Source organism: Gordonia malaquae, from assembly GCF_037148075.1.
GTDB classification, from domain to species: domain Bacteria; phylum Actinomycetota; class Actinomycetes; order Mycobacteriales; family Mycobacteriaceae; genus Gordonia; species Gordonia malaquae.
Window position 1 is genome coordinate 223,350 of record NZ_JBBCUB010000003.1, and the last position, 14,084, is coordinate 237,433.

Annotated in this window: 15 protein-coding genes, 2 tRNA genes and 1 pseudogene; 12 read left to right on the forward strand and 6 right to left on the reverse strand. The window is 60.9% G+C overall.

What is annotated here, in order from left to right; translation table 11 throughout:
• The first annotated feature begins 4 nt into the window (after positions 1-4).
• The 3 genes from WFK36_RS13060 to WFK36_RS13070 all read left to right on the forward strand — a co-directional run bounded on the left by WFK36_RS13060 (position 5) and on the right by WFK36_RS13070 (position 1,081).
• Positions 5-814, forward strand: coding sequence for a DUF3566 domain-containing protein (locus WFK36_RS13060; protein WP_336792182.1), 810 nt, complete (start codon positions 5-7; stop codon positions 812-814).
• Positions 815-892: 78 nt separating this feature from the next.
• Positions 893-969, forward strand: a tRNA-Ile gene (locus WFK36_RS13065).
• Between the two features lie 39 nt (positions 970-1,008).
• Positions 1,009-1,081, forward strand: a tRNA-Ala gene (locus tag WFK36_RS13070).
• Between the two features lie 264 nt (positions 1,082-1,345).
• On the opposite strand, the gene WFK36_RS13075 is transcribed toward WFK36_RS13070, so the two are convergent.
• Both WFK36_RS13075 and WFK36_RS13080 read right to left on the reverse strand, forming a co-directional pair.
• Positions 1,346-2,965, reverse strand: a complete 1,620-nt coding sequence (locus tag WFK36_RS13075) for a hypothetical protein (protein WP_336792183.1) — start codon at positions 2,963-2,965, stop codon at positions 1,346-1,348.
• Between the two features lies 1 nt (position 2,966).
• Complete coding sequence (locus tag WFK36_RS13080) at positions 2,967-3,431, reverse strand: hypothetical protein (protein WP_336792184.1); 465 nt, start codon at positions 3,429-3,431, stop codon at positions 2,967-2,969.
• Between the two features lie 1,442 nt (positions 3,432-4,873).
• Here WFK36_RS13080 and WFK36_RS22765 point away from each other — a divergent pair.
• Complete coding sequence (locus WFK36_RS22765) at positions 4,874-5,455, forward strand: GNAT family N-acetyltransferase (RefSeq protein ID WP_419717488.1); 582 nt, start codon at positions 4,874-4,876, stop codon at positions 5,453-5,455.
• Positions 5,456-5,574: 119 nt separating this feature from the next.
• Positions 5,575-5,979, forward strand: coding sequence for a hypothetical protein (locus WFK36_RS13085; protein WP_336792186.1), 405 nt, complete (start codon positions 5,575-5,577; stop codon positions 5,977-5,979).
• Between the two features lie 394 nt (positions 5,980-6,373).
• On the opposite strand, the gene WFK36_RS13090 is transcribed toward WFK36_RS13085, so the two are convergent.
• Entirely contained in the window at positions 6,374-7,813 is a 1,440-nt protein-coding gene (locus tag WFK36_RS13090) for a thrombospondin type 3 repeat-containing protein (RefSeq protein WP_336792188.1), read from the reverse strand.
• Positions 7,814-7,952: 139 nt separating this feature from the next.
• On the opposite strand from WFK36_RS13090, the pseudogene WFK36_RS22770 reads away from it, so the two are divergent.
• Both WFK36_RS22770 and WFK36_RS13095 read left to right on the forward strand, forming a co-directional pair.
• Positions 7,953-8,171: pseudogene (locus tag WFK36_RS22770) on the forward strand (helix-turn-helix domain-containing protein); the annotation flags it as partial.
• Between the two features lie 42 nt (positions 8,172-8,213).
• On the forward strand, positions 8,214-8,612 hold the full coding sequence (locus WFK36_RS13095; RefSeq protein ID WP_336792189.1) for a hypothetical protein: 399 nt from the start codon (positions 8,214-8,216) through the stop codon (positions 8,610-8,612).
• A gap of 134 nt (positions 8,613-8,746) precedes the next feature.
• Here WFK36_RS13095 and WFK36_RS13100 read toward each other — a convergent pair whose 3' ends face one another.
• Positions 8,747-8,875: a hypothetical protein gene (locus tag WFK36_RS13100; protein WP_336792191.1), complete on the reverse strand. Its 129-nt coding sequence runs from the start codon at positions 8,873-8,875 to the stop codon at positions 8,747-8,749.
• A gap of 290 nt (positions 8,876-9,165) precedes the next feature.
• Here WFK36_RS13100 and WFK36_RS13105 point away from each other — a divergent pair, with 290 nt between their 5' ends.
• The 3 genes from WFK36_RS13105 (at position 9,166) to WFK36_RS13110 (ending at position 11,383) form a co-directional block, all read left to right on the forward strand.
• A complete protein-coding gene (locus WFK36_RS13105) occupies positions 9,166-9,849 on the forward strand; it encodes an MspA family porin (protein WP_336792192.1) in 684 nt (227 codons plus the stop codon).
• A 670-nt stretch (positions 9,850-10,519) separates the two neighbouring features.
• Positions 10,520-10,885, forward strand: a complete 366-nt coding sequence (locus WFK36_RS22775) for a phospholipase A2 (RefSeq protein ID WP_419717489.1) — start codon at positions 10,520-10,522, stop codon at positions 10,883-10,885.
• Positions 10,886-10,897: 12 nt separating this feature from the next.
• On the forward strand, positions 10,898-11,383 hold the full coding sequence (locus WFK36_RS13110) for a hypothetical protein (protein ID WP_336792194.1): 486 nt from the start codon (positions 10,898-10,900) through the stop codon (positions 11,381-11,383).
• A gap of 558 nt (positions 11,384-11,941) precedes the next feature.
• On the opposite strand, the gene WFK36_RS13115 is transcribed toward WFK36_RS13110, so the two are convergent.
• Both WFK36_RS13115 and WFK36_RS13120 read right to left on the reverse strand, forming a co-directional pair.
• On the reverse strand, positions 11,942-12,154 hold the full coding sequence (locus WFK36_RS13115) for a hypothetical protein (RefSeq protein ID WP_336792195.1): 213 nt from the start codon (positions 12,152-12,154) through the stop codon (positions 11,942-11,944).
• 55 nt (positions 12,155-12,209) lie between these two features.
• The gene (locus tag WFK36_RS13120; protein ID WP_336792196.1) at positions 12,210-12,767 is read right to left on the reverse strand and encodes a TetR/AcrR family transcriptional regulator; all 558 of its coding nucleotides are present in this window, start codon (positions 12,765-12,767) and stop codon (positions 12,210-12,212) included.
• Between the two features lie 102 nt (positions 12,768-12,869).
• Between WFK36_RS13120 and WFK36_RS13125 the strand changes: the two genes are divergently transcribed.
• Complete coding sequence (locus tag WFK36_RS13125) at positions 12,870-13,646, forward strand: SDR family oxidoreductase (RefSeq protein ID WP_336792198.1); 777 nt, start codon at positions 12,870-12,872, stop codon at positions 13,644-13,646.
• Entirely contained in the window at positions 13,639-14,037 is a 399-nt protein-coding gene (locus WFK36_RS13130) for a GlcG/HbpS family heme-binding protein (protein WP_336792200.1), read from the forward strand. The genes WFK36_RS13125 and WFK36_RS13130 overlap by 8 nt, the downstream gene beginning before the upstream one ends.
• Positions 14,038-14,084 lie beyond the last annotated feature (47 nt).

Sequence of the window (14,084 nt, forward strand, 5' to 3'; positions counted from 1 at the left end):
GCTTGTGAGCACACCTGACGACCAGAACGCCGACCGCGGCCAGGTCGTTCCCCCGTGGAAGCGGGGGGAGAAGTCCGCGTCGACCGGTCTGACTGCCGGTGAGATGGCCAAGGCCGTCTCGTCCGACGACGCGCGCCCCGCCGGCCCGGCTCCTCGGGGAGTCGTGTCGGGACAGCGTCCGTCGACGCCGTCATCGGGCCCGATCCCGACCGTCGGTCCGCCTGCTGCGACGCCCCCGAAGACACCGACGGGGCCGCAGCAGGCCGCGCCGCAGGCCCCCAAGCCTGCGTTTGTGGAATCAGACACGCGGAACATCCCGCGCGACGATCTGGCCAAGAAGGACCAGCTGCCCGATCTCGACGCGATTCACCAGGTGGAGGCGTCGAAGGACGCTAAGGCGGCCGCTGCGCGCGCACAGTCGCAGACCATTCCGTCGCGTGCCATCGGCGTTCCGCTGCGTGCGGCGGTGCAGATCCGGCGCGTCGACCCTTGGTCGGTGTTCAAGGTGACCGGCGTGCTCTCGATCGCGGGCTTCTTCATCTGGATGATCGCGGTGGCCGTCCTGTACGGCGTCCTGGCGGGCATGGGCGTGTGGGATCAGATCAACGGCTCGTTCGGCGACATCATCTCCTCGGACGGCACCAGTAGCGGCTCCGACATCATCGGAACAGGGATGGTGTTCGGGTTCTCGGCAGGCTTCGGTGTGGTCGCTGCGATTCTCATCACAGGTATCGCGACGATCTCGGCGTACATCTACAACGTGTGTGCCGACATGGTCGGCGGCGTCGAAGTGACGCTGGCCGACCTCGACTGAGAGGTAGTCGCCGCTAGGTCTCTGACCTGCCGTTTTGGTACTTCCGGAATCGTCGGGTAACGTTCCATCTCGGTTCAAGGGCCTATAGCTCAGGCGGTTAGAGCGCTTCGCTGATAACGAAGAGGTCGGAGGTTCAAGTCCTCCTAGGCCCACCATGACCACCCGGTGATCGACTATCATGGTCGAAGCCACCCGGGGCCTTAGCTCAGTTGGTAGAGCGCCGCCTTTGCAAGGCGGATGTCAGGAGTTCGAATCTCCTAGGCTCCACAAATGGCATATTTGGATATGTGCCAGGACTGGATTTGGAAATGCCCCAGACGACGATCGTCTGGGGCTTTTTCGTGTGCTCAGATCTGTTTTTGGTCCCTGTTTGGAGCGTTCTCGGCATGCTGTGCCACGCTGTCGGTGGAGATTGTGGCTGTGGCAGCAGCATCCAGTGCGCAATGATCAGCGGTGGTCGAGGTGCGAACATCTTTGAAGCCTCGGGGCTTGGAGAGTTGCCCGCGAGGTTGGAGGGAAGCGCGGTTGCGCTTAGCCGCCTGGACCGGGCTCGCGTGATCCTAAGGTGACGTTAGTGTGCGTAGTCTGGGTTGTAGGCGGCCTATGTGCGATCGGGAAGCCTGCAGGGACCGCTTCTCTGCGTAGCCGGTAGTGGTTGACGATGCAGGCGTGGTTGTGGGCGAAGATTGTGAAGCCCAGAAGGAATGCGGTCTTGATGAGGCCGAAGACGCGGGTGTAGCCACGCACGAACGGTTGACCGCCGCGCAGCTGGCTGTTGGCGGATTCGACGGCATTGCCGCGGTGGTAGTCCTTAAGCCACTTTGTTGTGCCGTATGGGTGGCGTTGGCGGATGTTTGGGAGGTAGCTGTCGTCGAGGGTGACGGTGCCGTTGCAGCCGCAGCCTTCAGAGCAGCTTGTAGTCGGTCTGTCCTGGGAACCGCGCATCGAGAAAGGCGTATTCGGGCATCTGATCGGCGACGAGGCGCGGTCGGCTCGGACTGGGCCGCGGAGTCGCTGCTTGCTATTCGCGCGTGTCATCGGCTTGTATCCGTAGAGGTTGAATCGTTCGTCGTAGCGTTTGGCGAGTTCTGCGTGGCTGGCGGCATCTGGAGTGGAACTGTGGGCCGGAAGACTGCGTAGGTGTCTAGGCAGGGCATCGGTGAATAGGGTTCCGTCGATCACGACTGTGCCCGGGATGGGGCCGGGTCTGGAGGCTCGTTGCGTGATCTTGAGGTCAAAGACCGGGTCGATCCCTAGTTCGCGGAGTCGTCCAGTCCAGAACTTGGGGACAGAGCTGTTGTAGGCGCGGTCTGCCGGTATGTCGGTGATGGTGTGGCCCTGGGCGAGTATGTGGTCGATGATCGGTAGGGCGGCCCGTCCGTGGTGGAACCCTGCAGGGGTGAGACTTGCGCCCACGATGTAGTTCGGAACGGTGTGTTCGGAGTTGAAGGCGCGTGTGTTGACGGCAAGGTTTAAGTCGTACCCGACAAACGGTCCGGAAGATCGGTTGTTGTGAGATGACCGATGCCCGTCGCGTGCGTCAGGATCCTTGGTTCGTTGGAACCGGCCGTCATCACGGAGTATCGGCCAAAGGCTACGACCGGACTTCCTTTTGGCTGGCGGGTCCTCTGGTTCATCGTGGGCCGTTGGTGCAGGGTCGATGCCCTTCGCCCAGTAGGCCTGGATCCTGCCCCAGCTCTCGTAATCGGTGGAGTCCACGGACACCGACAGGGCGGAGCGCTTGGGTACTTGCCAGTCGAAGACACCGTTCATCAAGTCCACGATGTCGATGCGCCCGGCCTGGACGAGTTCTTCGACTCGATCGAGGAAGTGGGTGACCTGATCGTAGTGGAGGTTGTCCAAGCCGAGGCGTTCGTGTTGGCCTGATGTCAGGCCGCAGTAGGTTGCGTAGATTTGGGTGGCGTGTAGCGGGCGGCGCGCGAGAGCGGTTAGCAGTGTAAGGATGAAGAAGTGGGACGGTAGGAACTCCCTCGGCCGTCCACGATTCTCATGGATCATCGCCATGTCGAGGAGCTGACGGGATCGACTTTGTAGGACGCTGTCGTAGGCGACTGTGAAGTGGTGGTCGCTGGAAGGTGGGCCATCGCCGACTTCCATGGTGTCAATCTGACGGAGCTTCACGACGGCCATCTCAAAAGTCGTAAAGACCAGTGTCTGTGACGATCGCTTCGGGGCTGATGTCGGCTAGGAGGAGGTGCATCAGTGAGTCGATGAATACAACGGTGCGTCGTCCGTAGGCGCCGAGAATGTGCGTGATAGGGATCGGTGAGGTCAACGCCGCGTGTGCCCAGGTGGCGCGCAATCGGGTTACGGTCAGCGGCCGCAGCGGCTCGGGGATTTCACATCGTGCGAGCAGCGACCACAGCGTTTCGATCCGAGGTACAGGCTTGTCTCGCAGCAATGGAACACCTGGTGGGAGCTGGTGCACGAGGTCGGTTAGGAGTGGTGCGTACGTCGTACGGATCGGCACGATTCTCTGTTCAAGAGCAACGGCGTATCGGTTTGGGGCGACGGTGACAATATTCTGTGCGGTCAGATGGGCGATCTCGTCGGGAGATAGGCCCGCCCCTAAGCCGAGGCCGAGGAGGGTTGCCATGACTCGCCTACGGGCCGGGGTGCCTTGCGACTGTGCAACTTCGACGAGCCACGCGCATTCACTGGCGGTGTACGGCTGACTTGGGGCCGAAGTCGGGTATGCCGGGCTATTTGAATCCCATCGTGCACGACGAGTGACCCGGCGGCCGATGGTTCGCAGGTGTGATCGTCGAGTACCCCGGCTCGCGAGACTCTGATTGCGGCAACCGGTCGCGATGTATCTCTCGATTGTGTCGGGAACGAATAGTTCCTCAACGTCTAGACTGTGGCCCAGCTCATCGGCCCAGACGAGGAAGTGAGTGACGGCTAGAATCTTGTGACTGGCATCAGTTCCGCTGACCGGGTTGCTCGAACGGGTGATTTGCCGGGCCTTATCCGCAATTCGTGTCCACGTGGTCAAGCTGATCGACGTCGGGAGGTAGGAGTCGATCGCGACATCGACGCTTGTTCCCCTCACTGTGCGATCACCGCAACTTGGTCATGACTCGAGGTGGCGCGTGGGAGAGATCGGCAGCACAAGATGACGTGTATTGTCACGAAGGAACTCCTAGCAGGGTTCAGATGACGGCGGGTGCAACCGCCGTTTGAGATGTCAGGCGCTGGCCGGAAGGTCGGCGCCTGATGTCATGAGAAGTGAAGTGTCTACGCGGCCTTCAGGCCGGGCAGCCGATCGCGTAGAACGTCCGTACCGCCCTTGAAATCGTTTGACCCCGCTCGGCGGCGATTGTGTACAGAAGCGCGGCGACATCGGTGGGCAACCGGAGTTCAACCCGTGTAATCGCTGCTCGCTTGTGGGCTGCCGCCGCGGACGTTGGCGTTTGTTCGACGTGGTGGTTGGTCATGACTGTTCCTGTTCGCCGGTGTGTGCCGGTTTAACCCGGTAGACCTATCCGACCATGGGGCGGCTACCAGCAATCGGTCAGAATTTCTCGCCGACAATCTGAACCTTGCTTACCGACTGACCTGAGTCGCGAAAGTTCAATGACCACGATCCGTACAGACAAACCAGACACAATGCTGGTCGAACCAATCCCAGGTCATTGTCAAGCCGCGGATCAGAAGGGATATCTTCCGTTTCGGCTGGAAGGGTCAGCGTGCAAAAACTCGAATTGACGTCGGGCGTGTCGCCAGTCGCTGGAGATGGGGAGTTGACCTTATGACTTCGCCGAGACTGTGCCCTGGAGCCGGTCCGTCCAAAGGAACAGCTTCCGTCCGACGCGAGTGAGCCTCCGGCTGCGAACTTCTCATCGATCGGCATTGGTGACCTACCAGTGATAGGTGCGCGACGATGGCGGTGTCGGAGGCGGTTACGACCAAAATAGGTAGCTCGACGCGACCTTCTGGCGACATGGCAATCGACCGCTGTTCGCTACGCCGAGAGATTCAGGCCCTGGACTCCGCCAAATCCTGCCAGTCGCAAACATTTGATGCTGAGGTAGTCGGATGAGGTGGGAGACACATCCGTTGACATCTGACAGGTATGACGACCTCGCGAAAGTCGTGAACCCGAGACGACGCGCGCATCGTTGCCGGTGTCTGGCCGGCTGCCCGATCTTCGATGAGACTCACGACTCTTGGTGCGAGACTCGGGAACAGAGGTTGATTCGTCTCTCAGAACAGCAGCCACCAGCAGGTGTGTTGGTCTACCGCGATGGTGCTGCCGTAGGCTGGTGTCAGGTGGCAGCTCGCAACTGGGCCTGGTCCACACCGATACATCCATCGGGAGAGAGTGGATCCCTGGCGCAGACTAGAGTCTGGGAAATCTCATGCATAGTCGTGCGCCCAGGGATCCGTCGTCAGGGCGTGACTGCACATCTGATTGAGGGTGCTGTCGAGTACGCCGCTTCAGAAGGCGCATGCGCGATCGAGTCATACCCGGTCAACCCGCGGGGCCGAATCGACCCACAGACGGCTTCAGTGGGAACGAAGATCATGTTCGACCGCACCGGATTCAGAGTCGTCGGAGTGACGAAGATGCGCGTCAGCCGAATGTCACGACTGGTGATGCGACGAGAACTCAGTTGACAACGCCTGCGGCCATCCTGATGAGTTGGACGGTCGTAGGGAGTAGAAGGCGAGTATCCAGGTGGCATCGCCCGCCTGTGACCAGGAATAGACGAATCGGGCGAGGTGACTGTGCGACGATGACTTTCATGGAGTCGGTTCAACCCTCCGTCGATGCCGTCTACGACCAGGTAACTGCACACCTGGCTACCCTCGACGGTCCTGGTCTCGTCGAGGAGCTGCGCGCGCTCCTCGGTGCGCGTCTGGTCGCGTATCTCGCGGACGCGTCGAGCACCTCCACTGTCACCAGCTACATCGACGACGCGGTCATCATCCCGGACCATGCCCGCGAGCGGTTGCAGGCGGCCTACACCGTCGCTGCCCTGCAACATCAACTCGGTGCCACCCCCGGGTTGATCCAGGCGTGGTTTCAAGGGCGCGTTCCGCCGCTGAACGATCGCGCACCGGCGAGGGTTATCGTTGACGATCCCAGCTTCGACCGGCACAGGATGATCTCGGCCGCGGCAGCGATGGTGATCGAGTAGTGGACGCCGACGACGCTGAGTTCGCAGCGACGCAGAGAATCGGCAATAGAATCCATGCACCCGCGCAGGCAGAAGCAGTCTTCGACTCACTGATGGAGCCGCCACTACACATCCGACGTCAAATCGAGGCGTTCAGGGACGGTCTCCTCGACGCTGCCGACTAGCAGCCCGGCGATGTCAGTCGTCACTGCCAGCTAGGGTCGAGTCACTGGCTCAGCAAGTGGAGGTCGACGTGGACGACTCGAACCACGCCTGCGCAACTGTCGGTATGTTTCAACGCAACAGTCATGCCTCCGTAAGCGATGCGTCTGCCCACCACGCAGTCCGGCGGTCGAGTAGACATCTCTCCACTCGACCGCCGGCGTGTCCGGTCTGCCGCCTACTACCCGGACCCTTAGTTCATCCCCAGTGCTGGCGGAAGGCCATATCGACGAGCATTCGTGTCCCAAGGATGGGTGAGCTCGTACTGGTAGTGGTTCGCAATACTCGGGTCGAGCGACTCGAAGGGCATCCAACCGACCTCGAAGGCAAGTTCAGTGTTCGTGGCTTTTCTCTTGGCTCCCAGCTGGACCGTGCAGAACCAGATTCCTTCCTGCATCGCTCGGCAGTTGTCGTAGACGAGGTAGTTGGCGTCGAGGCGCTTCAACGGCGGGATCGCCTTGATCGCGTCCCCGATAGCGAGAGGTAGCGCCCGTAGGATCTGACCATCGATACCTGGGCCTGCGACTCGTCCGAGCCCCTTGATGATGTTGAACAGGTCTGTCAGTTTCTGATCGGTCACCACGTAGCGTTTGCCGGGTTTACCGATCCCCGCATCGGAGACCTTGCGCCAGTCAAGCGCAATTCCATTTCGTCCGTCAATCGTCGAAACGGCGTCTCGGCGGACCTGCCCCTGGACAGTCTGCCCGGTTCCCCCGGGGAACAGCCACGGCATCGCGTCGATGAGGGGCTTGAGTTGCGGAACTTCAGTCGGGATCGGAACGAAGCGGTTGGTGATGGCTCCGCCATTGTTGGTCGGCGTGTATAGGTGCTTTCCCGCCCATGCGAGCATTCCGACGTCTTGCATAAACTTCACGAAAGGGCCACTGCACGACAGGTGATCGGTTAGGGCGCTGGGAACGATCCGCTTCACGGCGTTGGTAACCGAACCGACCGGGAGTTCCAGCGCTACTTCGAGGATCGACACGAGATTCGGGACCGTCGAGCACGTCGGAACTGACAGCATCAGAGTGTCCGCCCCAAACATCGGTCCACCCTGACCCAGGAAGCGGAAGATGTCCTTCTTTCGCTCGTTACTGGACGCCCGGAAGGCCTGGTACGTACGGCGCCAGTTCTGGTTGTACGAGGAGCAAGCCTCTCCAACCTCGGCAGCAGTCCGATACATCGCGCTGGGATTGTCAGACTTCCACTCTTCCGCCTGTAGATGCGCACTGCGGTTAACCGGAACCTTCCCGTTTCCCGGCTTGACCGCCGGCTTCTGGTCCCGGTTCGGAACAACCGGACAGTTGTCGTTCCAGTTCGGCACCCCGTCCGAATCAAAATCGGACCAAGCGAGACGCTCGCCCCGCGGAGGAGGGTTGTCCTTACTCCAGCCCCCCGGGCGAGTGGGATACGGCTTCGCCTTCGGGATCGGCACACCGAGATCAGGAGCCTCGCTCGTACATCCCCAGATCCCGCAGATCGGCCGCGGAGGCTTCGGTGGAGCAGTCACCACCTCGGCCTGCACAACAGCAACGCTCGAAGCAATGACACCTAGCACTGCCAAGAGCGAAACGATGGCCATCCTTGCGGATTTTCGGACCTGCCTTGCTCGTTGGTCCACCAGCTTTCTCATACCCCACCTCTCAGATGCCATCCGGCACTCCATCGGGAAACCCTCCGGTTTCCCTGTCTTTGAGGTACCGTAGCGTTTCTAGATAGCCGGAGCAAGGGAATCTTGAAATCCGGACGGCGCGACAGACTGGAGACCCGCAGTGGGCCTGCTCGACAACGCACTCGACAGCGACAGCCTGCCTCGAGGTCGCCACGGACTAAGCCGAGCCGACGTCGCCCGATCACAACGCGGCCGACTATGCCTCGCTCTAATCGACATCACCGCCGAAGTCGGCTTCCACAGCCTTAGCATCAACAGCATTGCGCGTCGGGCAAACGTCTCGAAGAAGGCATTCTACGAGCAGTTCCAGAGCTTGGACGATTGCTTCGCAGACGCCCTACGCGCGTGCGTCGGAGTCGCCGTGACCGAAATCGACAAAGCCGTGGCAGCGGAAGGCCCCGGTCTCCCGCCGTGGCAACGCCTGCTCGATATCTCGATCTCGGCGTACCTCGACACGCTCGCGTCCGAACCTGGTGCGGCCCGCGTCATGCACACTGAAGCCGCCTCCGTCGGGCCAATCTCCGCCGACGCTCGGCTGCAGATGGTAGCGATCTTCGCCGATCGAATGAGAGTCCTGTCGGAAATAGCAGAGACGCAGGACCCGACTGGAATCCGCCCACGCGAACGGAGCTATGAGTACTTCGTCTACGGACTCGACGGGACCGTCTGGGCACACTTGGCAACCCGCACGCCGGAATCACTGCCCGAACTAGCGGCGCCGATCGTCAGCGCTGCGCGCGCACTATTCCTTCGGCCGTAGCTGACATCCGCGCCCGCGGAGCCGAAGGATCGACGTTCAGGCACCGCGCGGCTCCTGCTTCGCTCTCAGAACGAACAGGCATGCTCAAGGAGCAGCCTGCCGCCTGCCTCTCGTCCGAGCCCTCGGTAGACGTCTTAGGTGATGTCGGGCATCGTCTCGTCGGCGTGGTGGTTGACTGTCGGGATACGGAGGACGGCGTAACAGGTGTGTGCAGTTTGGTGGCGCCCGTCGTGTGGTCCGCCGTGGAGTTCGACGTCGATCATGTTCCGAGCCTATGGCGGCTCAGTAGCGGGTGTCCAAATGTCGGAAATCAACCGTGATGACCAAAAGCGGACCACAGTCCGTGTCCGGACCGGACAAATCGAAAACATAGCCTGAACTGGTCGTTCGCCAGGCATTCTCGTCTCAGGTTTGCCGTGGTGTTGCCGGCTGGGTGGAATCAGCGGCGGGAGCACACCGCTTCCACTGCACACCGGATCTGTAGTGAGTATCGCCGGTTCGGAAGCGGTTGTTACACAGGCCGATTGGACTGTTCTGACTTTGGGGGTCACCTATGTTGCGTCGTATCGCGACACCACTCGTCCTTGCCGTCATCGCCGCGTTCGCGTTGGCCTCAAGTTTGCTCGCCGGACCTGCCGATGCCCGGACCCATCACACACGTGAAGGTGTCGACATCACCCTCACCGCATCCAAGCTCCGAGCGAAGAAGATCCCCGCGCTGGACTCCTCACCGTTCTCCGGTGAAGCCCTGCTGTCCTCGGATGTGCACGCGGCGGTTCGCAACATCGACGGCAAGACCGTTCGGGCGACAGTGGAGGTCGGCTACCAGATCGGCTACCCCGTCTCCGTCGCGCCCAACGGCGTGAAGGTCACCGCCCACACCCCCGAGCTGAAACTGTCCGGTGGTCTGAACGCCAAGCTCGCCCCCAACGTCACCATCTCCGGCAGCGGCGGCGGAGGCTCCATCGGTGAGATCGGCGCCGAGCTGGGTGCTGAGGCGACCGTCATCCCGTCTGCAGATCTCGAGTTCGAAGTGGGCGCGGGCAAGATCACCACCGTCACCCTCGCCGAGATCGCCCTGACACAGCCGGTCGCCGACATCGTCCTGTCCGGCATCGAACTCAACATCACCAACGCTCTCGGACCCATCAGCGTCCGCCCCTACGCCAAAATCAGCGTCACCACCGACACCGGCGTCTACGTCTACTACGACCACGGCCCCACCAGCCGCATCTGACCCGGCACGACACCATGACAACGAACCATTCCCGCGGCCGCGAGCGGCACGACTGGGGAACGCTCCCTGCGGGCCTGATCGCGCTCACTGCACTCGCAGCAGCAGTCCTGCTCGCGATCTCACTCGCACCGGCCTCCGCCGAAACTCCGGCCGAACGCTGCAAACGTGAGACCACCGCCTACAACAATGCGTGGAAGAACTCCTGGGCAGCATCACACCCAGGAAAGAAACCCAGCGACGCACCTAAGCCGCCGGTGCCCTACAAGTGCGGAAGCAACAACGACGGACCACCGCCGACGTTGTCTCCTTCGACCCCAGAGAACAAGTCCCCCGAGGACGACAGTGCGTCGACACAGACCCCCGAGGTGCCAAGCACTGATGGAGGAGGGCCCAACATGAACGCGCCGACTGAGCGGCGGGAACTTGAACACCCACAAAGGGGCCAAGCACCGATCGGGAAGCCATACAGTTCTTCGACGCCGGACCCTCGGCGGCCAGTCGGAGCGCGCCAATCGGGACCAACCAAGGACGCGTCCAAGCCATCGATCGAGCGTCCTCAGTCGCGTCCGCGTAGCCTCCTACCAGGAGTTAAGCCCCGTCTAGTTGAGGGAGGAACCCCAACGTCGTACCAGTTCCTAACGACTATGTCCTAGATCCCGAAGGGAAATTCATGCAGCCGCATGACGACAAGGAACTGTATGCTGGACGCCACGACTATTGCTCGACCCCCGGACTGAACATGAACCAGTACCGCAAGGCGGATTGGCGCGGGCCGTGCGCAAGACATGATATGTGCTATGACCGCAATCCAAACAACCCGCCAAATGTAAAGAGCGAGGGGAAGAAGGAGTGTGACGAGCAGTTTAAGCGAGACCTCTACTTTACCTGTGACGGATACTCCGGATTCTGGTGGTCTGCAGATGGAGTTGCGTGCCGTCGACAAGCCGATATCTACTACCAGTCAGTAAAGAGTCAAGGCGGAAGTTCGGGAGACCCGATGCCACCTTACCGAGGCGCCGATACAACCCGGAGATAGGCAGACCAAACCATGAAGTCGAAGTTTGTAACTCTAGCACTTCTTCCAATTTCCCTCGTCTCGATTGCATCATGCAGCAACGGCGATAGCAAGTCTGCGCCGCCCCTCACCGAGGACGTCGTCCGCAGTATCGGGATGAAGAACTTCGAAGGTTCATCCAAGCCCGACGCGTCGGTGCTGAAGGACGCTTGGTGTGAGCGTAAATACACACAGTTCATGTCAGATAACGGAGCTTCTTCCGAATCGGAACTCGATTCTCTGCTCGCGGTCGACAAGGGCAGTCGGCCCAGGAACGGTAAGGTAACGAAGGTGACGGACGTACGCTCGATCGACGACCAGGGCGTCGCCCTGGTGGACTCGACGATAGAGATCCCGCAAGCCGACGGAAAGTATAAGACGGTTGCCCGCCAGAAAGATGCAATCAGGTTCAAGAGGGAAGCTGGACAGTGGAGACTTTGCGACTTCACTGAAGATCAGGTAGACCCCTCGCTTAGGTAGTTCAAGTTCAGGCATCGACTACCGGATCACAAATGGATGACCAATCATGCCAAGAATAGGCCGCAGCGACAACCGGCGCTTATGCGCCGCCCGAGTAGTTATTGCCACTGGCGTGATCATTCTCGCGTGGGCAGGATTTGAGTTTAATCACGATACTCCCTGGGCGTACCTCAATGTGATTTTCGGAGCCCTATTGGCCGGCTATTCCTGGCACACCGGGTTGAAGGCTTGGCTGATAGTGCTTGCTCTTCCTTTGTGGAATGCGATCGAGGTGTCCATCTATTACCCGTGGGCGGACCCAGGGATTCCTATCAGCATGTTCATCAACCCCTTACTTGGCATGGCAGTTCTGATCACAGTCCTGATATCTCCTGTTGAAGGTCGTCAACCACGAAACGAGAGATTGATGTCGCACACGCCTGATGCTCCGCCCCGATAGATTAGGACAGTGGACAGAAACGGCGTAGCCCCCGACCTCCACGTAATGAGGAAGCCGGGGCGTGCCATGCCGGGATTAGGCGGGGACGACGTCGATGTATCCAGCGGGAGCGTTCCTGACTAGCCCGCGTTGATCCGCAGGGACAGCAGATCGCCGTCCGCGAGCGTCGCGGTTCCCGTCACGCCGGATGGACGAGTGATGTTTCCGACGATCGTCTCGCCACGGAACAATGTCCGCGAGTTCAGTCCGTCCACACTCGATGACGTCGTGAACGAGACCTCGACGTTTGCGGGTCCGGCACCGACGACCTGCAACTTGTCTGCATTGATCACCACAGGGAAACTCGGGTCCGAGGCCCAGCCCTTCGCGAGCTGATACCAGCCCGCCTTACGCGCGGGCCTCGAACTTTCGCTCCAATGCCGCCACTCCGGAAGACAACATGTCTCGCCGCTCATCGGTCCATACGCCTCCGGGCCCGGCGGTTGCGATCAAAGCCGGTGACGAAGAGGCCCACGAGGTGACGAGCCCAAGTGTCATCGCGAGAACGTCGGTGGCGTGCCGTTCGAACCGGGATGCAAGCGCAGCGACCTTGGTTTGGTACGTCAGATGCTCGCTGGGCGTGGTGGTGGGACGCTCAAGGTTCGCCCACGTGGTCAGACGTAGAGTGCTTGGCTCAGCGCGGAGGTAGTCGAAGAGCCGGACGGCGTACCCCGCCAGGTCGTCCTCGGTGAACTGCACTGCATCTGCCATCGTCGCCAGTGATGTGCTCACAACAAGGTCGAAAAGCTCCTCCTTCGGGCCGAAGTGGGCATAGATCGAGCGTTTGTTGACCTCGGCCTTCTCCGCGATTCTGTCGATACGTGCGCCCGCCAAGCCATACGCGGCGAACTCTGTTCGCGCGCCCTCGAGGATTCTCTGCTTGGTCAGGGTCGCGTCTGGTGGCACCGCGCAAGAGTACCCCGGAGCGTATGTAACTAACTAGTTATTGACATTCGTCCGGACGGACGGCACTGTTGGCAGAGCAAGCCCATCCTCGAAAGGAAGCTCATGTCGAAGAAGATCCTGATCACCGGCGCCAGCTCGGGTTTCGGTCGCGGAACCGCGATCGAACTCGCCCGCGCCGGGCACGAAGTAGTAGCGGCAGCCGAGACCTGGCCTCAGGTGCGCAGCCTGCGCGCTGATGCAGAAGCTGCAGGTGTAGAGCTTGAGGTGATCAAGCTCAACCTGCTCGACGAGATCGACATCGCCCACGCCGGCACGTACACCCCTGACATCCTCGTGCTCAACGCCGGCGTCATGGAGGGTGGGTCGATCGTCGACATCCCCCTCAAGCGGGCGCGCGAGTCGTTCGAGATCAACGTGTTCGGGCATATGGCCCTCGTCCAAGCGATCGTGCCCAAGATGGTGGCTCGCAAGTCCGGCAAGGTCGTCTGGACCTCGTCGATGGGCGGCATCCTGGTAGTCCCGTTCCTGGGTGTCTATTGCGCCACCAAACACGCAATCGAAGCGATCGCGGGATCAATGAAGGCCGAACTCGCACCCCACGGCGTCCAAGTCGCGACAGTGAACCCCGGAGTCTTCGGAACTGGGTTCAACGACACCGGAGCCGAGAGTTACGTTCAGTGGTACGACGCGGACACAGCAGTGGTGCCAATGCCCGATTTCGGCGACAGTCTTGCCGGCCAGGCCGACCCACAAGAGATGATTGATGCAATGGTCGAGATCATTCCGGCTGAGGACCACCTGTATCGCACCATGCGTCCCGTAGCCACCATCGACGCCGCGAAGCAGTGGCAAGAGACGGAGTGGACCCAGAATGTCTGAGATCACCCTCACCCAGGCAAACCGGCTGATCGCAGCCGGAACTGCAGCGGCCGAAGCTGAAGGGATGAAGGCAGTCTTCGCGGTGCTGGATAAGGGAGCAAACCTAGTAGCGTTCGCCCGGATGGACGGCGCGTGGCTGGCATCAAACGAACTTGCGATTGCGAAAGCACGGACGTCGGTCATGTTTCAGGCTCCGACAGCCGCACTCGCAGCACCCCTGGAGATCGGCAAGCCGGCCCTTCATTTCGACCACATTCACTCGCCGGGTCTGCTGCTCGTCGGCGGCGGCGTACCACTGTATGACAGTGACGGTGTGCTCATCGGCGGCCTTGGAGCCTCCGGTGGATCACCGGACCAAGACGATGCACTTGCGCGGGCCGCAACTGCATGAATGCGGCACCGCGAGATAGACCTGAGTCCCGACTGGACCCTTCTTGG